The 19,086-nt window shown below is 72.2% G+C and carries 19 protein-coding genes and 1 pseudogene; 18 read left to right on the top strand and 2 right to left on the bottom strand.

Going from position 1 to position 19,086, the window contains the following annotated elements; genetic code table 11:
* Positions 1-61: 61 nt before the first annotated feature.
* Positions 62-565: a mycothiol transferase gene (locus FIV44_RS14080; protein ID WP_141004984.1), complete on the top strand. Its 504-nt coding sequence runs from the start codon at positions 62-64 to the stop codon at positions 563-565.
* Here FIV44_RS14080 and FIV44_RS14075 read toward each other — a convergent pair.
* On the bottom strand, positions 558-977 hold the full coding sequence (locus FIV44_RS14075; RefSeq protein WP_141004983.1) for a MarR family winged helix-turn-helix transcriptional regulator: 420 nt from the start codon (positions 975-977) through the stop codon (positions 558-560). The two genes, FIV44_RS14080 and FIV44_RS14075, sit on opposite strands and share 8 nt — an antisense overlap.
* Before the next feature lie 76 nt (positions 978-1,053).
* On the opposite strand from FIV44_RS14075, the gene FIV44_RS30520 reads away from it, so the two are divergent.
* From FIV44_RS30520 to FIV44_RS14015, 12 genes are all read left to right on the top strand, one after another.
* Complete coding sequence (locus tag FIV44_RS30520; protein WP_181411171.1) at positions 1,054-1,500, top strand: MarR family transcriptional regulator; 447 nt, start codon at positions 1,054-1,056, stop codon at positions 1,498-1,500.
* Positions 1,501-1,752: 252 nt separating this feature from the next.
* On the top strand, positions 1,753-2,505 hold the full coding sequence (locus tag FIV44_RS14065; protein WP_141004982.1) for a GntR family transcriptional regulator: 753 nt from the start codon (positions 1,753-1,755) through the stop codon (positions 2,503-2,505).
* 2 nt (positions 2,506-2,507) lie between these two features.
* Positions 2,508-3,452: an ABC transporter permease gene (locus FIV44_RS14060; protein ID WP_141004981.1), complete on the top strand. Its 945-nt coding sequence runs from the start codon at positions 2,508-2,510 to the stop codon at positions 3,450-3,452.
* Between the two features lie 162 nt (positions 3,453-3,614).
* Positions 3,615-4,373 (top strand): ABC transporter permease, encoded by a 759-nt coding sequence (locus FIV44_RS14055; protein WP_219996445.1) that lies wholly within the window; start codon positions 3,615-3,617, stop codon positions 4,371-4,373.
* On the top strand, positions 4,370-5,278 hold the full coding sequence (locus FIV44_RS14050) for an ABC transporter ATP-binding protein (protein WP_141004979.1): 909 nt from the start codon (positions 4,370-4,372) through the stop codon (positions 5,276-5,278). The genes FIV44_RS14055 and FIV44_RS14050 overlap by 4 nt, the downstream gene beginning before the upstream one ends.
* Positions 5,275-6,090 (top strand): ATP-binding cassette domain-containing protein, encoded by an 816-nt coding sequence (locus tag FIV44_RS14045; RefSeq protein ID WP_219996444.1) that lies wholly within the window; start codon positions 5,275-5,277, stop codon positions 6,088-6,090. Before FIV44_RS14050 ends, FIV44_RS14045 begins: the two co-directional genes overlap by 4 nt.
* A gap of 143 nt (positions 6,091-6,233) precedes the next feature.
* The gene (locus tag FIV44_RS14040) at positions 6,234-7,808 is read left to right on the top strand and encodes an ABC transporter substrate-binding protein (RefSeq protein WP_141004978.1); all 1,575 of its coding nucleotides are present in this window, start codon (positions 6,234-6,236) and stop codon (positions 7,806-7,808) included.
* Between the two features lie 80 nt (positions 7,809-7,888).
* The gene (locus tag FIV44_RS14035; RefSeq protein ID WP_141004977.1) at positions 7,889-9,478 is read left to right on the top strand and encodes an amidase family protein; all 1,590 of its coding nucleotides are present in this window, start codon (positions 7,889-7,891) and stop codon (positions 9,476-9,478) included.
* Positions 9,475-10,740, top strand: coding sequence for an MFS transporter (locus FIV44_RS14030; RefSeq protein WP_141004976.1), 1,266 nt, complete (start codon positions 9,475-9,477; stop codon positions 10,738-10,740). Before FIV44_RS14035 ends, FIV44_RS14030 begins: the two co-directional genes overlap by 4 nt.
* Before the next feature lie 182 nt (positions 10,741-10,922).
* Entirely contained in the window at positions 10,923-12,326 is a 1,404-nt protein-coding gene (locus FIV44_RS14025) for an amidase (protein ID WP_141004975.1), read from the top strand.
* A 32-nt stretch (positions 12,327-12,358) separates the two neighbouring features.
* Positions 12,359-13,750 (top strand): amidase, encoded by a 1,392-nt coding sequence (locus FIV44_RS14020; RefSeq protein WP_141004974.1) that lies wholly within the window; start codon positions 12,359-12,361, stop codon positions 13,748-13,750.
* Positions 13,751-13,779: 29 nt separating this feature from the next.
* Positions 13,780-13,971: a hypothetical protein gene (locus tag FIV44_RS14015; RefSeq protein ID WP_141004973.1), complete on the top strand. Its 192-nt coding sequence runs from the start codon at positions 13,780-13,782 to the stop codon at positions 13,969-13,971.
* Between the two features lie 86 nt (positions 13,972-14,057).
* Here FIV44_RS14015 and FIV44_RS14010 read toward each other — a convergent pair whose 3' ends face one another.
* The gene (locus FIV44_RS14010) at positions 14,058-15,344 is read right to left on the bottom strand and encodes an MFS transporter (RefSeq protein ID WP_246086953.1); all 1,287 of its coding nucleotides are present in this window, start codon (positions 15,342-15,344) and stop codon (positions 14,058-14,060) included.
* 202 nt (positions 15,345-15,546) lie between these two features.
* Here FIV44_RS14010 and FIV44_RS32190 point away from each other — a divergent pair, with 202 nt between their 5' ends.
* The 5 genes and pseudogenes from FIV44_RS32190 to FIV44_RS31355 all read left to right on the top strand — a co-directional run bounded on the left by FIV44_RS32190 (position 15,547) and on the right by FIV44_RS31355 (position 19,056).
* Positions 15,547-15,708, top strand: coding sequence for a DUF1905 domain-containing protein (locus tag FIV44_RS32190; RefSeq protein ID WP_246086952.1), 162 nt, complete (start codon positions 15,547-15,549; stop codon positions 15,706-15,708).
* A 119-nt stretch (positions 15,709-15,827) separates the two neighbouring features.
* Positions 15,828-16,202, top strand: a complete 375-nt coding sequence (locus FIV44_RS14000; RefSeq protein WP_141004972.1) for a YciI family protein — start codon at positions 15,828-15,830, stop codon at positions 16,200-16,202.
* A pseudogene (locus tag FIV44_RS13995) lies at positions 16,199-17,417 on the top strand (RNA polymerase sigma factor). The gene FIV44_RS14000 and the pseudogene FIV44_RS13995 overlap by 4 nt, the downstream one beginning before the upstream one ends.
* A gap of 23 nt (positions 17,418-17,440) precedes the next feature.
* Complete coding sequence (locus tag FIV44_RS13990; RefSeq protein WP_219996443.1) at positions 17,441-18,823, top strand: phospholipase D family protein; 1,383 nt, start codon at positions 17,441-17,443, stop codon at positions 18,821-18,823.
* The gene (locus FIV44_RS31355; RefSeq protein WP_219996442.1) at positions 18,823-19,056 is read left to right on the top strand and encodes a hypothetical protein; all 234 of its coding nucleotides are present in this window, start codon (positions 18,823-18,825) and stop codon (positions 19,054-19,056) included. The genes FIV44_RS13990 and FIV44_RS31355 overlap by 1 nt, the downstream gene beginning before the upstream one ends.
* The last annotated feature ends 30 nt before the right edge of the window (positions 19,057-19,086 follow it).

Raw genomic sequence — 19,086 nt, 5'->3', positions numbered from 1 at the left:
GCGGGCCCGCGCCCGGCCGCCCGGCCGCGGGGCCGCCCGGCTCCGGCGTAGCGTCGGTGGCATGACTCCCGCAGACCTGCTGACCGACGCCTTCGCCCGCGTGCTCGACGACCTCGAGGGGGTCCTCGACGGCCTCGCCGACGACGTCCTCGTCGCGCGGCCGGCGCCCGGCGCCAACACCATCGCCTGGCTGGTCTGGCACCTCACCCGGGTGCAGGACGACCACGTCGCCGACGTCGCGGGCAGCGGCCAGGTGTGGACCGACGACGGGTACGCCGAGCGCTTCGGCCTCCCGCTCGACCCCGCCGACACCGGCTACGGCCACACCGGCGAGCAGGTCGGCTCGGTCCGCGCCCCCGCCGCCCTGCTCCTGGACTACTACCGCGCCACCCACGCCCGCACCCTCGCCTTCGTCGCCACGGTCACCCCCGACGACCTCGACCGGGTCGTCGACACCCGCTGGGACCCGCCGGTCACCCTGGGCGTGCGCCTGGTCAGCGTCGTCAACGACTGCACGCAGCACGTCGGCCAGGCGGCGTACCTCCGGGGGCTGCTGGTCAGCTGAGCCGCGCCAGCAGGGCGAGCAGCGTCCTGCGCTCGGACCGGGTCAGCGGCTCGAGCACGGCCTCCTGCACGCCGTCCAGCACGCCGTCGAGCTCGACGAGCCGGCGCCCGCCGGCCCGGGTCAGGGTGACGACATTGCGCCGGCGATCGGCCGGGTCCGGGTCGCGCCGGGCCAGCCGCCAGCCGACGAGGTCGTCGAGCGTCGCGACCACGTCGCTGCGGTCGATGCCGGTCGCCCGGCCGAGGTCGGCCTGGCTGGACGGACCGTGCTCCTCGAGGGCCGCCAGCAGGCGGTAGTGGTAGCCGCGGACGCCGGCCGCGGCGAAGGCCTCGCCCAGCAGGCCCTGCGCGCGGGCGTTGGCGCGGCTGAGCAGCCAGGTCGGCCGGTCGGCGACGCGGTGCAGCGAGGTCATGGACCCCAGTCTAGAGATTGTTGGTGCGACCAACGATCCAGTATCGTTGGCTGCACCAACGAATTAGGAGACCGCCATGACCGCCCTCCCCCTCGGACCCCAGCTGATCGGCCAGACGGAGAAGTCGCTCTCCGCCCTGCTCGACCGCGCCCTCGACGGCCGGCTCACCGAGCCGCAGTGGGTCACCCTCCGTCTCGCCCACGTGCTCGAGGACGAGACCGGCGCCGACGCCGGCACCGACGCCGGCCTCGCCGCCGCGGTCGCCGACCGGGCCCGGTTCGCCGACGCCCCCGCCCTCGTCGACGGCCTCGTCGCCGCGGGGCTGCTCACCGCCGGACGGCCCACGCCCGCCGGGCGACAGCTGGTCGCCGCGATCCAGGCCCGGATCGCCCTCGCCGCCGACCCGATCTGGCAGGACCTCGACCCCGCGGACGTCGCCGCCGCGAGCCGGGTGCTGAACGAGGTGCTCGGCCGGGCGCGAGCCGTGCTCGCGGGTCCACGCGCCGCGTCCCATCCGCGGTGAATCCAAGCTGAGGCCCGCCGAGACCTCCGGTTCTGTGACCCGAGTCCATGACGTGCGCCACGCGGCACGAGGCCGGGGACGGCAGCCGAGTCATCGGCTCCCCGCGTGGGCGAGGAAGTTTCCGGCGCGGCGACTCGCGAGGATGCCGTTTGCGCAGGTCAAACGGCACCTCCGGAGGAAGGTTGGAGGCGTAACGACCGCGTTACCCCCAAGGATCTGGTCGGGTGACTTCCGTTCTGCACTGTTGTCCGCATGTCCGCCACCCGACTCGACCCGAGGACGACCCGTCGCCAGGCCGCAGCTCGACGCGTGCGCGACCTGATGCGCTCCGCCATCATCCACAAGGAGATCGAGGCCGGCGTCCTTCCCAGCGAGACCGAGCTGATGCTGTCGTTCTCGACCAGCCGCCAGGTCATCCGGGACGCGCTCCACCTGCTGCGCGCGGAGGGACTCGTGCAGCGCATCCCCGGCAACGGGACCTTCGTCTCGGCCTCCAAGGTCGACCATCCCGTGGACCACCTCCACGGTCCGGCGACCAGCCGGCGCGTGTCCCACCGGATCCTCGACGTCACCACGGACGTCGCCGCCCCGCGCGTGGCCGATCGGCTCGGTCTGGCCGCCGGCGACCGGTGCGCGATCGTCGACTACGTCGCGGCCATCGACGACGAGCCGTACTACGTCTGCACCGCCTACGTGCCGGTGCCGCTCACCGCGATCGTCGAGCAGGCACCGCTCGTCGACGAGTGGTACTCCGTCTACGAGCGTGCCGGCATCCAGATGGGCATCAGCGACATCCACATCGAGGCGACGCTCGCCGACGAGTTCGCGGCCAGCCACCTCGGCGTCGAGACCGGCGCGCCGATCCTGCTCTTCGAGCGCCTGCTGCGCGACCAGAACGGCAATCCGCTGGAGTACGCCTTCAACCGGGTCCGCGGCGACCGGATCACCCTGCAGATCAAGCAACCGCGTCGCCGGCGACGCCCCGAACCCGAGGGGAAGGCCTGACCATGCTCGGCTTCATCGGCAAGCGGCTCCTGATGGCGATCCCGACGCTGATCGGCGTCTCGCTCGTCATCTTCGCGACCATCAAGATCATCCCGGGCGACCCCGTCGCCGCGATGCTGGGACCGACCGGCACACCGGAGGCCAAGGCGGCGCTGACCGAACGACTCGGCCTCAACGACCCGTTGCCCCTCCAGTACTGGTCCTGGCTGACCAGCACGCTCACCGGCGACTTCGGCACCAGCCTGTCCAAACGCACGGCCGTGGCGCCGATCGTCATGGACGCCCTCGGCAACACCCTGGTGCTGACCCTCGCCGCGGCGATCCTGGCGCTGGTCCTCGGTCTGCTGATCGGCACGGTGACCGCGCTCCGCGAGAACGGCATCGTCGCCCGCCTCGGCAACGCGTTCGCCCTGTTCTCGATCTCCGTGCCGCAGTACTCCGTGGGTCTCCTGCTGATCATCTATCTCGCCGCCGGCGCGCAGCTGTTCCCGGTGAGCGGCATGTACGGCGCCAACGGCGGCGGTGGGTTCGGAGATCTCCTCAGCCACCTGGTCCTGCCGGCCTTCACCGCCGCGCTGGTGCCCGCGGGCATCATCGCCCGGATGTTCCGCAGCTCGGTGCGGGACGTCATGGGCATGGACTTCATCGAGGCGCTCCAGGCCCGCGGCTTCTCGCGCCGGAGGATCATGGTGCACGCCCTGCACAACACCACTCCGTCGCTGCTGACGGTCGCCGGCCTGCAGATCGGCTACCTCCTCGGCGGAGTGATCTTCGTCGAGGCGGTCTTCGCCTGGCCCGGTGTCGGGCAGCTGGTCTACCAGTCGATCGCCCAGCGCGACCTCCCGGTCATCCAGGCCGGCGTACTGGTCTCCGCCCTCGCCTTCGTCCTCCTCAACCTCGTGGTCGATGCCCTGCAGGCGGTCATCGATCCGCGGGTCCGAACCTGAGTCGCCGACGCCTCACCCCGTCCACTCGTCCCTCGCATCGGAGTCGTCATGACCGTCCTAGCATCGGCCCGTTCAGCCCCTCGCGTGCGTCGTCGGCGACGTAGCCGCAGGCGACTGCCTCTCAGTGCCCGAATCTCCGGCTGCGTCGTCCTGGTCTTCGCCGTGGTCGCCCTCGTCGGCCCACTCCTCGTGGGCAACCCGAACGCGGGCGAGACCGCCGACCGGCTGCTTGCGGCCGGCACGGACGGACACCTGCTCGGCACCGACGGCCAAGGGCGCGACGTCTTCACGCGGCTCGTCGTCGGCGCGCGGCTCTCACTGCTGGCGGGACTCGTGCCCGTGCTGTTCGCCGGCACTCTCGGCACGGCGCTCGGCGTGGCGGCCGGCCTGGGCAGACCGTGGCTGCACCGGGTGATCATGAGGACACTGGACGTCTTCTACGCCTTCCCCGCCGTGCTCCTGGCCATCGCGATCGCCGCCGCCCTCGGGTCCGGCATCTCGAACGCCATCATCGCGCTGGCCGTCATCCTGGTGCCGCCGGTGGCCCGCGTCGCCGAGACCGAGACCCGTCGCCTGGTGGAGCTGGACTACATGGAGGCGGCGCGCGCCTCCGGTGCGACCGGCGTCGCGGTCGCGGTGCGTCAGGTGCTGCCCAATGTCGCGCCGCCCGTCGTGGTCTACTGCACGGCGCTCATCGGCCTCTCGATCGTGTACGCCGCCGGCCTCAGCTTCCTCGGCCTGGGCGTCTCGCCGCCGACCGCCGAGTGGGGCCTCATGGTCAGCGACCACACGCAGTACATCTACACCAAGCCGATCCTGGCCGTGATCCCGGCCGTGGCGATCCTGATCCCCTCGGTCGCCTTCAACGTCCTCGGCGACGGCCTGCGGGACTACCTCGACGTGCGCGGAGGTGACCGATGACCGCCGTCGAGACCCACAGCCAGGCGGTCGGGCCGTTGGGCGACGGACCTGTCCCGCCGCTCGCGGTCGAAGGCCTCCGCACGGCCTTCCTCCGCCGCGGGGAGCGGACCGAGATCGTCAGGGACGTGTCCTTCACGCTCGAGCGCGGCAAGACGCTGATGCTCCTGGGCGAGAGTGGCTCGGGCAAGTCGGTGACGGCTCGCTCGGTGCTCCAGCTCTACGGCAGGAACGCCGACATCACCGGCTCGGTCAGGATGAACGGCAAGGAGCTCGTCGGCGTGCGCGACTCGGAGATGCGCACCATCCGCGGCGGCGTGATCGCGATGGTGCCGCAGGACCCGACCGGAGCCCTCGACCCGCTGCGCAGGATCGGCTCGCAGATCGCCGAGGTGATCCGGGTGCACCAGAGGACGCCGAAGCAGAGCGCTGTCCGACGGGCCGAGGAGCTGCTGGCCCAGGTCGGCATCCAGGACCCCAAGCGGGTCGCAGCCAGCTACCCCCACGAGCTCTCCGGCGGCATGCGGCAGCGCGCGGTCATCGCGATCGCCGTGAGCTGCGACCCGCAGATCCTGATCGCGGACGAGCCGACGACGGCTCTGGACGTGACGGTGCAGAAGCAGATCCTCGACCTGATCTCCACCTTGCGCGAGGAGACCGGGACGGCCGTGCTCATGGTGACCCACGACGTCGGCGTCGCGGCCGACTACGGCGACCGGGTCGCGGTGATGTACCGCGGTCGGCTCATCGAGCAGGGCGCCGCGAGGTCCGTGCTCGAGAATCCCCAGCACCCCTACACCCAGGGGCTCCTCGCCGCACAGCCGCGGCCGGGCGTCCCCCGCGGCACCCTGCCCACGATGATCGCCTGGTCGCCGGAGGCGACCGGGCCCGAGGCGGTGGCGTCGTGAACACCGAGACCCTCACCGCCCAGGAGGCCGGTCCCGTCCCGGACACCGCGCCCCTGATGAGGGCCGAGGGCCTGGTCAAGGCCTTCGGCAGCCTCCGGGCCGTCGACGACGTGAGCTTCGACGTCGCCCGCGGCGAGATCCTCGGCATCGTCGGCGAGTCCGGCTCCGGCAAGTCGACCACCGGCAAGATGTGCCTGGGCCTGATGAAGCCCGACGAGGGCAGGGTGGAGTTCGACGGGACCGACCTGGCCACCCAGTCCCGTGCCCAGATGCGCAGGCTGCGGGCCCGCCTCCAGGTGGTGCCGCAGAACCCCCAGACCTCCCTCAACCCCCGGCTCACGATCGCCGGGTCGATGGAGTTCAACATGCGTGCCCACGACATCGAGGCGCAACGACGCAAGAAGCTCACCGTCGAGCTGCTCGAGAGAGTGGGCCTCACGGCCGCGCACGCCCGGCGCTATCCGCACGAGATGTCCGGCGGACAGCTCCAGCGGGTGGCGATCGCACGCGCCCTGGCCACCTCGCCGGACCTCGTGGTCTGCGACGAGGCGGTGTCCGCGCTGGACAAGAGCGTCCAGGCCCAGGTGCTCAACCTGATCGCGGACCTGCAGAAGGACCTCGGGGTCGCCTTCGTGTTCATCTCGCATGACCTCGCGGTCATCGAGCACATCTGCGACAACGTCGTCGTCATGTATCACGGCAAGCTCGTCGAGCACGGGTCCGCAGAGCAGATCTGGTCGGCTCCCTCCCACGAGTACACCGCCTCGCTCCTCGCGGCGATCCCGGGGAAGTCGCTCTTCAAGACGGCCTAGCCACCACCTCTCCACCCTGCCGACGACCACCTGGGTCGCCGGGCGGTCGAGCGCTGCCTCGTGCGGCTTCGAGAAAGGAAAGAACCGACGTGAACAGCCCCCTCCTCCGAACGCGGCGCCGAGGCGCCGGCCGGGGACGACGAATGCGGGTCGCCGCCGTCGCCTCCGCGGGTGTGCTGCTGTCCGCGATGCTCGCCGCCTGTGGCGGCGGTGGCAGCTCGAGCGGCAGCGCCAACACCCTGATCATCGGCATGACGGCCTCCGACATCCCGGTCCTCGACACCGGCCTCGCCCAGGCTCAGGGCTACGAGGGCCTGCGGTTCGTCGCCAACCAGCTGTACGACGGTCTCACCAAGTTCGACCTGACGCAGGGGGATGAGATCCCGAAGATCGTCCCGGACCTCGCCGAGTCGTGGGAGCCGAACGAGGACCTGACCGTGTGGACCTTCAAGCTCCGCCCGGACGTCACGTTCCACGACGGCGAGCCCTGGAACGCCGACGCGGCGGTGTTCAACCTCGAGCGGTACGTCGACACCGGGTCCGACCACTACTACCCCGATCTCAACGGCCAGGGCGGTCTGTCGATCTCCGGCATCAAGTCCTTCCAGAAGATCGACGACCTCACCCTCGAGATCACGACGAACGGTCCTTGGTCCTACCTCCCTGTCGACCTCGCGACCGTCTACTTCGGCAGCCCCAAGGCGATCAAGGAGCTGGGCAACGAGAAGTTCGCCCTCGAGCCGGTCGGCACCGGTCCGTTCGAGTTCGAGTCCCTCGAGCGCGGTCAGCAGCTCACCATGGTGGCCAACCCGGACTACTGGAACGGTAAGCCGACCGTGGACACGGTGATCCTCCGGCCCATCCCCGATCCCACCGCCCGCACCGCCGCGCTGCGGTCCGGCGAGGTGAACTGGATCGAGGTCCCGCCGCCGGACGACGTGCCGAGCCTGGACGGCGAGGGCTACCAGGTGCTGACCAACTCCTACGACCACGCCTGGCCGTGGGTGCTCAACACGACCAAGCCGCCCTTCGACGACGTCAAGGTCCGGCAGGCCCTCAACTGGGCGATCGACCGCGACGCCATGGTCGAGAACATCCTCCACGACACCGCGGAGCCGGCCCTGGGCACGACGCCGCACGCCAATGCGGCGTACCGACCGGAGGACGACCTCTACGGCTACGACGTCGACAAGGCCAAGCAGCTGCTCGCGGAGGCGGGCTATCCCGACGGCTTCACGATGACGCTGTCGTACCCGACCAGCGGCTCCGGCAACATGATCCCGGGCCCGATGAACACCGCGCTCCAGGCCGACCTGGCCAAGGTGGGCATCAAGGTCGAGCTCAAGCCGATCGAGTGGGCGGCCATGCTGACCGACTACTTCGTCGGCCGGATCCCGGACGACGCCAACGCGATCAACATCTCCCTGTCCTTCCAGCAGGAGGGCTTCTGGAGCATGTGGTTCGCCAGCGACTCGACCATCAACGCCGGCAAGTACGCCAACCCCGAGGTCGACAAGCTGCTCGCCCAGGCGAAGACCGTCCTCGACGACGACGCCAGGTCCGGGATCTACGCCGAGGCGGCGCAGATCATCACCGAGGAGGCCGCCTGGCTCAACGTGGTCAACGACCGGAACCCACGCGTCCTTGCCGAGAACGTCAAGGGCTTCGTCCAGCCGCAGTCGTGGTTCGCCGACCTCACCTCCATCACCGTCGAATGACGGCGCCGGGGCCGGAGCGCTCGTACTCCGGCCCCGGACACCCCTTGGCCCGCCGGGCCCGAAACGAAAGGTGACCAGCGATGTCACTCCCACGCGGCCGCATCCGCGGCTTCATCCGGCGTCCCACGCCGGCACAGGTGGCGGAGATCGCCGCGAGCGAGTACCTCACCTTCACGCCCACGGAGGCGGAGCAGTACGCCGAGGTGCTGGACGGGGTCTTCGCCGCCATCGATCGCCTCGACGAGCTGCCGGTCGCCACTCCCCGCCTCAAGCACCTCGAGCGGGATCCCGGCTGGGTGCCGACCGACGCCGAGGACCCGTTCCACGTGTTCGTCCGGCGCTGTCTCGTCAAGGGCGCAGGCGGCGGCCCCCTCGCCGGCCTCACGGTCGGCGTGAAGGACAACCTCGCGGTCGCCGGCGTCCCGGTGACGAACGCCTCCCGCACCCTGAGCTACACGCCGACGACGGACGCCGTGGTGGTGGAGCGGTTGCTCGACGCGGGCGCCGACGTGGTGGGGAAGACCAACCTCGACGACTTCTCGACCTCGGGCATGGGAGAGTCCAGCTGGTTCGGACCGGCGCGCAACGCGGTCGACCCGCGGCGCTCCCCGGGCGGCTCCTCCGGGGGCTCCGGCGCCGCCGTACGCTCCGGTGCGGTCGACCTGGCGATCGGCGTCGACGAGGGCGGCTCCGCGCGGATCCCGGCCTCCTTCAACGGTGTCGTCAGCATCAAGCCCACGCAGGGACTGGTCCCCTCCCACGGGCTGACCTACATGGACCACACCATCGACGGCGTGTGCCCCATCGCAGGCACCGTGGACCTGACCGCCCGGATGCTCGACGTGATGAGCGGCCATTCCTCGCGCGACCCGCAATGGGTCCGCGGTGTCCCTGAGCCGACGAGTGCCGCCGCGACGGTCGGTGAAGGCGTCGCCGGACTGCGGATCGGCATCGTGGCCGAGGGCACGCACCCGGACCTGTGCGAGCCCGGGGTCCTCGGCGAGTTCGACGCCGCCTGCCGGGCGCTGGTCGCCGCCGGCGCGACCGTCGAGCGGACCACCATCCCGCTCTGGGCGGACGCGTGGGCGATCCAGCTCTCGCTGCTGCTCCACTTCGGGTGGCTCACCGTGCAGACCGACGGCACCGGCTACTCGCACCTGGGCGAGGTCGACGTCGAGCGCACCCACGCGTTCGGCCTCGTCCGGCGGTTGGAGGCCGACTCGTTCCCCCCGTTCTTCAAGACCTGGCTGGTCGGCGGCCGCTATCTCCACGACCAGTACTTCTCGACGTACTTCGCCAAGGCGGCCAACCTGCGACGCGAGCTGACCGCCCAGGTCGACCGGGCGCTGGGCGAGTACGACCTGCTCGTCACGCCGACGACGCCCCAGGTGGCGCCGCTGCTGCTCGACGGTGCCGCCGACGACGCGACCCTGCTCGCCCGCGGCACCACGATGGTCGCCAACACCTCGGTGCTCAATCTCAGCGGCCACCCCGCCCTGGCCGTGCCCAGCGGCGTCGACCCGGCGACCGGCATGCCGACGTCGATCCAGATCGTGGCCGCGGCCTGGCAGGACGCCCTGACGTTCCGGGCGGGCAAGGTCGTCGAGGACGCCGTCGGCGCCATGCCCGGTACCGGGGTTGCCGCGGAGAGCATGGTGGTGAGCGCGTGACCAACCTGGCGCGGCTGGAGCGGATGCCGTCCGGCCGGACCGCCGCGAGGCGGTCCGACCGGGCCTTCCTGGCCGTCGTGGTCGTGGCCGGCGTCGGCCTCGGCCTGACCGCTCCGTTCACCGCCGTGCTCGTCACCGCCCTCCACGGATCTCCCGCGGCCGCGGCGGTGGTGGTGTCCTCGATGGGGCTCTCCCTGCTCGTCTCCGACACGTTCTGCTCACGCCTCATCCCGCGCCTCGACTCGCGGCTGGCGATCTCCGCCGCGATGGTCGTGTTCGGCCTCGGATCCGCGGTCACGGCGGCGACCACCACCTGGCACGTGGTCGGCCTGGCGCGCATCGGCCAGGGCTTCGGTGCCGCGCTCTTCATGAGCGGAGGCATGCACCTGGCGTTGCACCTGGCCCGCCGCGGCGACGAGGCGGCGGCCATCGGCTCGTTCAACGCGGCCTGGTTCGCCGGCGTGGCGACCGGGCCGCTCGGCGGTGGCCTGATCGCCTCCCTCCTCCCCGGGGCCGACGGGCTGCGGCTGCTCTTCGGGGTCTGCGCCGCGGTCAACCTCGTCGGCGCGGTGCTCGCCTGGAATCTCATCCCGCGTCGGTCCTCCTCCGAGCACGTCCCGCTGCGACAGGCCGTGCGGACCATCGGCCTTCCCGGAGACCTGGGGATCCGTGGCGCCCGGGTCCGGGGCGCACTCGTTCTCGTCGGCCTCGGCCAGGGCGTGCGGTCCGCCATCGCGATGACGCTCATCCCGCTGGTCGCGGAGGGGGCCGGGATGGGCTGGGCGGCCATCGGCGTCGCCCTGGCCGCGCTGGCGCTGACCGACGTCACCTCGATGCAGACGTCGAGCACGTGGAGCGACCGCTGGGGCCGCCGCCCGGTCCTGGTCGCCGCGCTCGGCTTCGGCTGCGTGACCACCGGACTGCTGGGGATCGTCCCGACCAGCCTGCCCGTGGTCGTCGCCCTCGCCTTCCTCGCCGGCGTCACCGTCGGCACCACCTGGGTGGTGCCGGCCGCGATGATCGTCGATCTCCTGCCCGACCGCGAGCACGCGGTCGTCGCCTACCGGATCGCCAGTGACGTCGGGATGCTGGCCAGCGGCCTCCTCGTCGGCGCGGCACTGCTGGTGCTCCCGATCCACGCGACCCTCGGCGTCGCCGCGGGTCTGCTCCTGCTCTCCATCCTCCTGGCCCTCGTCGTCGGCGAGACCAGGTCGTCGCATCCCACCACCGCTGGAGGAACCCATGCCCTTCCCATCGATTGACGAGCTCCAGGTCCTGGCCACCAACCAGGACATCGCCCTGACCCCGAACGACTCGCCCAGGCGTACGCCACGCACGCGGCCACCCGGCCGGCGCTCGAGCAGTTGCGCCGGCTGCCGCTGTCCTTCCTGGAGCCGACCGAGCCCGCCGCCGCGCTGCTCTGGATCAGGAACGGAGGACGCTCGTGAGCCCCACCGACCTGACGGCGAGCGAGCTGCTCGCGGCCTACGAGTCCGGTACGACGACCCCCACCGACGTCGTACGGGCCTGCCTGGCGCGGATCGAGGAGACCGACGACGTCCACAACGCCGTACGGCTGGTGCTTCCCGAGGTCGCGCTGGCCCGGGCGGCGGAGTCGGACGCCCGCTGGAAGGCCGGCACCGCCCGCCCGCTGGAGGGCGTGCCCTACGCCCTGAAGGACATCGTCGCGACGGCCGGCATCACCACCACCGGCGGGTCGGCCCTCTTCGAGGACAGCGTGCCGACGACCGACGCCCTCCTGGAGAGCCGGCTCGCCGACGCGGGCGGGGTGCTCGTGGCGAAGCTCGAGACCTTCGAGTTCGCCTGCGGCGGTGCGGTCAACAAGACCTTCGGCCCGGTCCTCAACCCCTGGGACACCACGCGCACGACCGGCGGCTCGTCGAGCGGGTCGGGCGCCGCGGTCGCGCTGGGTCAGGTCCCGGTGGCCATCGGCACCGACACGGGCGGCTCGATCCGGATCCCGAGCGCCTTCTGCGGCATCACCGGCATCAAGGCGACCTACGGCCGGGTGCCGCGGCACGGCGTGATGGGCCTGTCCTGGACCCTGGACCACGCCGGCCCGATGACCCGCTCGGTCGAGGACTGCGCGCGGGTCCTCGACGTGATCCAGGGGGCGGACCCCGCCGACCCCACGACGCTCGAGGCGGACGCCGGCTTCGTCGAGGCCGTCCAGCGCGACGTGAGCGGGATGAAGGTGGCCCGCAACCCCGGCTGGCTCGAGGCCGAGATGCACCCCGACGTCCGCGCGTCGTACGAGGCATCCCTGGCCGAGCTCGCCGCCACCGGCGTGACGATCGTCGACGTCGACCTGCCGTCGTTCGAGCTGGTCGTGCAGGCGGCCTGGACGATCATGTTCGCGGAGATGCTCTCCTACCACGAGGCGCACCTGTTCGACATCGAGAGCCGCGACGAGATGGGCGCCTCGCTCCTCGCCGCGACCCCGTTCGTCAGTGCCGCCGACTACCTGCGCGCGCTGCGCCTGCGCAACTGGTTCCAGCGGGACCTCGAGAGGGCGATGGAGGGCTGCGACGCGCTGGTCTGCCCCGGGATGACCGCGCTGCCGCCGGTGATCGCGGACGCGATGATGTCCGACCTCGGCGACCGGGAGGTGCCGTGGCTGGACGCCGGCTGCCGTACCCACGTGCCGTTCAACCTCACCGGGAGCCCCGCGCTGGTGCTCCCGTCCGGGCTGGTCTCGGGCCTACCCGTCAGCCTCCAGCTCGTCGGGCGGCCGCGCGACGAGTCGACCCTCTTCGCGCTGGGCGCCGCCTACCAGCGCACGACGACGCACCACCTCAACCGCCCTCCGGCGCTGCTGCCCGCCTGAGCAGCGCCCCATCCCACGAAGGAGAAGCACCGATGTACCGGACGATCAAGGACGCAGCCGACGCGCTGCGGGCCGGCGAGACCACCTCGGTGGCCCTCACGACCGAGGCGATGGCCATCGCCGAGGCCCACGACGGCGAGCTCGGTGTCTACCTGGCGCGCTACGACGAGACGGCGCTGGAGGCCGCGGCCAAGGCCGACCAGGAGCTGGCGAACGGCGACGACAAGGGCCCGCTGCACGGCATCCCGCTCGGCGTCAAGGACATCATCACGACCGAGGAGGGCGAGACCACCGCGCAGAGCCTGGTGCTCGACCGCAGCTGGGGACAGGGCGACGCGCCGGTCGTGGCCCGGCTGCGAGCGGCCGGCGCCGTCATCACCGGCAAGAGCACCACGATGGAGTACGCCATCGGGATCCCCGACGACTCCAAGCCGTTCCCGATCCCCCGCAACCCCTGGAACACCGACCACTACCCGGGCGGCTCCAGCTCCGGCACCGGCAACGGCGTGGCCGCCGGGTTCTTCCTCGGCGGCCTCGGCACCGACACCGGCGGCAGCATCCGCTACCCCGCCACCAGCTGTGGCATCACCGGTCTCAAGCAGACCTTCGGCCGGGTCCCGAAGTACGGCTGCGTGCCTCTGGGCTACAGCTACGACCACATCGGCCCGATGGCCCGCAGCGCCGAGGACTGTGCGCTCATGCTGGCGGTGCTGGCGGGGCACGACGCTCGCGACGCCACGTCGGCGGACCGGCCGGTCGACGACTACGTCTCCGGCCTCACGGGCGACCTCTCGGGGCTGCGGATCGGGCTCGACCTGCTCGAGGGCAAGTCGACCCGGGTCGACCCGGAGTACGTCGACCTCGTCAACGCCGCCGTGGCCGAGCTGGAGGCCGCCGGCGCGACCGTCGTCCCGATCGAGCTCCCGTACTACGAGGAGATCACGTTCGCCACCATGATGGGCCTGCAGGCCGAGGCCTACGCCTACCACCGCCCGGACCTGCAGTCGCAGTGGGAGAGCTACTTCGCCGGCACGCGTGCCGCCGTCGTCGCCGGCGCCCTGGTGCCGGCCGGTGACTATGCCCAGTCGCAGCGGGCGAGGCGCGCCGTCCAGCGGCTGGTCGCGAAGATCTACGAGGACGTCGACCTCATCGTGACTCCGACCGCTACCGCCGGCGCCCCGGCGTACTCCGAGCTGAGCTTCGACGGCCTGCTGGACCCCCTGCACACGCCGTACTGGAACGCGCTCGGCAACCCGGCGATGTCGGTGCCGATGGGCTTCTCGAAGGCCGGCCTGCCGATCGGCCTGCAGATCATCGGCAAGCCGTTCGACGAGGCCGCCGTGCTGGCGGCCGGCCACGCGTACCAGCAGCGGACCGACTGGCACGTCCAGGTCCCGCCGATGGTGGCCGAGCACTACTCCTGACCCACGAACCCACTCCCGAGGAGCCCGATATGACCGCCGACCCGACCGTGCTCGTGCCCCAGTTGCTGCTCGCCGCCGGCATCACGCCCGCCGAGGAGGAGGTGAGCGCCATGATCGCCGCCTTCCCCGGACGCCAGGAGATGCTCGACCGGCTCTACGCCATCCCCGAAGCACGCTACGAGGAGCCCTGCCTGGTGTTCGACGCCACCTTCCCGTCCTGAGGATCCACCCCGGTAGCGCTGCCCGGCCGGAGCGGTCCGGCCGGGCAGACGCCCTCGCATCGCCGACGGCCCGGTCGGACCTCCCGCTACCGCCGAGCCGCCGCCGTGACCCGGTAGCGCACGAACGACGGCACGACGAGCGCCGCGACCACCACGAGCACGACGACCAGCACGCCGCCGCCCGCGGCCGCGGTCGCCGTACCCACCATGGCGGCGGAGGCGCCGTGCGCGACGTCGGCGATCCGCGGCCCGCCGGCGACCACGACGACGAAGATCCCCTGCAGCCGGCCGCGGACCTCGTCGGCGGCCGCGGTCTGCAGCATCGAGGTGCGGAAGGCGGCGGAGGCCATGTCGGCGGCGCCGCCGACGACGAGCATGAGGACGGCGACGACCAGCCAGAGCCGTGCGGAGCCCGGGAGCGCGTCGGCGCCGGCGACGGCGAGGCCGAAGCCGACCATCGCCAGTCCCCAGACGACGATGCACCACACGACCGCGCGGCCCTGCAGGGAGATGCGGGAGACCCAACCGGAGAACACGCCGCCCAGGACGGCGCCCAGGGGGATGCCGGCGAAGAGGAGCGCGAAGGCGAGGCCGCCCTCCTCGGGGCCGAGGAAGCTCTCGTGCGCGATCTCCGGGAAGAGGGCGCGGGGCATGCCGAACACCATCGCGATGATGTCGACGACGAAGGACATCATCAGCACGGGCTGTCCGCGCAGGTACGCGATGCCCTCGACCACCGAGCGCAGCCCCGGCGTCCCCGCCACCAGACCCTCGATCGGCAGCGGGGGCAGCCGGACCACGGCCCACAGCGTCGCCAGCAGGCACAGCGCGTCGGCCAGGTAGAGCCAGGCGAAGCCGGTGAACGGGATCAGGATGCCGGCGATGAGCGGGCCGCCGATCGCGCCGGCCTGCATGACCGTCATGTTGAGGGAGTTCGCGGCGGGCAGCACGTCGTCGTCGAGCAGCCGCGGCAGGACGGCGGAGCGGGTCGGCTGGTTGACCGCGAAGAACGCCTGTTGCACGGAGAACAGCCCCAGCAGCAGCCAGACGTTCCCCAGTCCCAGGGCGGCCTGCAGCCAGAACAGCGCGGCGGTGCCGATCAGGCCGCAGGTCGTGACGAGCAGCATCGTGCGCCGGTCGAAGTGGTCCGCCAGCGCGCCGCCCCACAGGCCGAACACGACCAGGGGCACCAGGCCGAAGACGCCGGTCAGGCCGACGTACGCCGACGAGCCGGTGTCGGCGTAGATCTGGGCCGGTACGGCGACCACCGTCAGCTGGGCGCCGACGACGGTGATGATGTTGGCCGTCCACAGCCGGCGGAAGTGCGGGTTCTGCAACGGCCGGGTGTCGGCCAGCATCCCGCGAAGACTCACCGGAGCAGGCTACGGAGCGCCGCGGCCCGGCGATGAATCGGGTCGGGTGCGACGGTCGACACGTCATGAGCGCACAGGAGCAGAGCGGCGTCGGACCGCTCGACATCACCTTCACCGAGACCCTCCGCCAGAGCGATGCCAAGGGGGCTGGACGTACATCATCTGGCCCGAATCCGTCGAGCGCTTCGGTACCCGCGGCCGGGTGAAGGTCCGCGGCACCGTCGACGGCGCGCCCTTCGAGACGTCCTTCATGGCCCTCGGCGACGGCACCCACAAGCTGCCCGTCGCCAACGCCCTGCGCGTCGACTCCGGCAAGCAGGCAGGCGACACCGTCGAGGTCCACCTGACCGCGCGCCTGGCCTGAGCCTGCGGCGCGAGAAAGTTGCTGGCAGGCTGTCGTATCGAGCGTCCCCCCTTCGTGGAGGGGGTGAGAGGCGGTCATCGGGGCCGCTTCGACAGCCACCTCAACCCAGGAGAAGAGCCATGACCCAGTACCTGCTGTCCGTGCACGGCAACGAGGAGGAGTACGCCAAGGTCCCCGAGGACCAGTGGCCCGAGATGTTCGCTGCGGTCGAGCGGTTCAACGAGCAGCTCCGCACCGACGGGGTGTGGGTCTTCGGCGGCGGCCTGGAGGGCGCCGAGACCGCGACCGTGGTCGACGGCCAGGGCGACACCCCGGTGTTCACCGACGGCCCCTATCTCGAGACCAAGGAGCACATCGGCGGCTTCTGGATCCTCGAGCTGCCCGACCTCGACGCCGCCCTGAAGTACGCCGCCGCGGCCTCGAAGGCCTGCCAGGGCAAGGTCGAGGTCCGGCCGTTCCAGGCCGAGCCCCCGGCGGACGCGGCCGAGGCGTGACGGACGACCCCAGGTCTGTCGTCGAGCGGATCTTCCGCGACGAGTACGGCCGGCTGATCGCCTCCCTGGTCCGCCGCTTCGGTGACATCGACATCGCCGAGGACGCGGCCGGGGAGGCGCTCGTCGCCGCCCTCGAGAAGTGGCCGCAGGACGGCGTACCGCCCAACCCGGGCGGGTGGCTCACGACCACCGCCGGGAACCGGGCCATCGACCGCCTGCGCCGCGAGAAGCTCCGGGACGCCAAGTACCAGGCCGCGCTCATGATCGAGGACGACACCCCCACGAGCCGACCGGCGTCATCGAGGACGACCGGCTCCGGCTGATCTTCACCTGCTGCCACCCGGCCCTCGCGCCGGAGGCCCGGATCGCGCTCACCCTGCGCCTGCTCGGCGGCCTCACCGTCGCCGAGATCGCCAGCGCCTTCCTCGTCCAGGAGACGACGATGGCGCAGCGGATCACCCGCGCCAAGGCCAAGATCAAGGGCGCCCACATCCCCTACCGGGTCCCCGAGGCGGGCGACCTGCCGGACCGGGTCGGCGCGGTGCTCGCCGTCCTCCTGCTGATCTTCAACGAGGGCTACCTCTCCTCCGGCGACGGCGATCCCATCCGCGCGGAGCTCACCGGCGAGGCGATCCGGCTCGCCCGCACCCTGCACGAGCTGCTCCCCGACGACCTCGAGGCGACCGGCCTGCTCGCGATGCTCCTGCTCACCGAGGCCCGGCGCGCGGTCCGGGTCCGGGCCGGCGAGCTGGTGCCGCTCGACGAGCAGGACCGCGGGGCTGGGACCGCACCCTCATCGCCGAGGGCCACGCCCTGGTGCGCGCGTGCCTGGCCGCCGACCGGCCCGGCCGCTACCAGATCCTCGCCGCGGTCAACGCCGTCCACACCGATGCTCCCACCGCCGCGAGCACGGACTGGTCCCAGGTCGTCGCGCTCTACGACCGGCTCGCCCGGCTCGACCCGTCCCCGATCGTCGCGCTCAACCGCGCCGTCGCCGTCGCCGAGCTCGACGGACCCGAGGTCGCCCTGGCGATCGTCGACCGGCTCCCCCTCGACGGCTACCACGCCTGGCACGCCACCCGCGCCGAGTTGCTCCGCCGGCTCGGCCGCAGCGCCGAGTCCCGGGAGCAGTACGACGCCGCGCTGGCCGTCTGCGACAACGTCGCCGAGCGCGCCTACCTCGCCCGCAAGCGCGGCCAGCTCGCGCCGGGCTGACCCGGCCATGGCACGATCGGCCCATGAGCGGGGCCGACGTCGACTGGTTCCTGACCGCGGCCGAGCGTGACAACCCGGCGACCCGGATCGACGCGGCCTACGACGGCGACCGGGCCTGGTCGTGCGGCAACCTCGCGGAGCCGCTGATCGACGGAGCGGCGTACTTCCGGGCCCTGTACGACGCGATCGAGGTCGCCGGCGCCGGCGACCTGATCCTGTTCACCGACTGGCAGGGCAACCCCGGCGAGCGGCTCACCGACGACCCGGGCAGCGAGGTCGTCGAGGTGCTCGGGCGGGCGCTGGCGCGCGGCGCGGACGTGCGCGGCCTGGTCTGGCGCTCGCACACCGGGCTGCTCGGCTACTCCGCCGAGGAGCACCAGGAGCTCGGGCAGCTGCTGCAGGAGCGCGGCGCCGACATCCAGCTCGACATGCGGGTGCGGCGCGGGGGAGCGCACCACCAGAAGCTCGCGGTGATCCGGTACGCCGGCGACCCGGGCCGCGACGTGGCGTTCGTCGGCGGCATCGACCTGTGCCACGGCCGGCGCGACGACGCCCGGCACCTCGGCGATCCCCAGGCCGAGCCGCTGTCGGAGGAGTACGGCGAGCGGCCGCCCTGGCACGACGTCCAGCTCCGGCTGCGCGGACCGGTCGTACGCGACGTGGAGACCGTCTTCCGGGAGCGCTGGGAGGACAGCACGCCGCTCACCCGCAGCCCGCTGCGGCGGCTGCGGGACCGTGCGAGCGACCTCGACGACGAGCGGCGCCCGCTCCCGCCGCAGGGACCGGCGCCCGATCCGGTGACCGGCCACGACCACGCCGTCCAGCTGCTGCGGACCTATCCGCGGCTCGGTCCCGGCTGGTCCTACGACTTCGCGCCCGACGGCGAGCGGTCGGTGGCCCGCGGGTACACGAAGGCCCTGCACCGGGCCCGCTCGCTGGTCTACCTGGAGGACCAGTTCCTCTGGGGCGAGCAGATGAGCGACGTCCTCGCCGGCGCCCTGGTCGAGCATCCGGGCCTCCACTTCGTCGCGGTGCTGCCGCTGTTCCCCGACCAGGACGGCTGGTTCCGCCGCGATCCGCAGGTGCTGGGCCGGATGCGCGCGCTGCGCCGGCTGGTCGCGACGGCGCCCGAGCGGGTCGCCGTCTACGGACTGGAGAACCGCGCCGGCACGCCGGTCTACGTGCACGCCAAGGTGTGCGTCCTCGACGACGCCTGGGCCACCGTCGGCTCCGACAACTTCTGCCGCCGCTCCTGGACCAACGACTCCGAGCTCTCCGCCGCCGTGGTCGACCTCGGTGACGGGTCGTACGCGCGCCGGCTCCGGCTGCGACTCGCCGCCGAGCACCTGGACCGGCTCGAGGGGAGCTGCCCGCCGACGCCGACCTGGCCGACCTCGAGGCGCTGATGGCCGACTGCCGCACCGCGGCCGACCTGTTCGCCCGGTACGCCGAGCACGCCGCCGCCCTCGACGCCTGGCATGCCGGCGGCCGCCGCGGGCCGCGACCGCCCGGCCGGCTGCGCCGGATCGCCCCGCCCGCGCTGCCGCTGCTCCGCCAGGCGGTCGCCGCGCCGTCGTACCGACTGCTGCACGACCCCGACGGCCGTCCCTGGCGGCTGCGGCTGCGCCGCCGGTTCTGACCGAAGGTTTAGGACGCGCGGACCTGCGAC

The organism is Nocardioides humi (genome assembly GCF_006494775.1).
Taxonomy (GTDB): Bacteria; Actinomycetota; Actinomycetes; order Propionibacteriales; family Nocardioidaceae; genus Nocardioides; species Nocardioides humi.
This window is presented reverse-complemented; position numbering and strand designations above follow the sequence as displayed.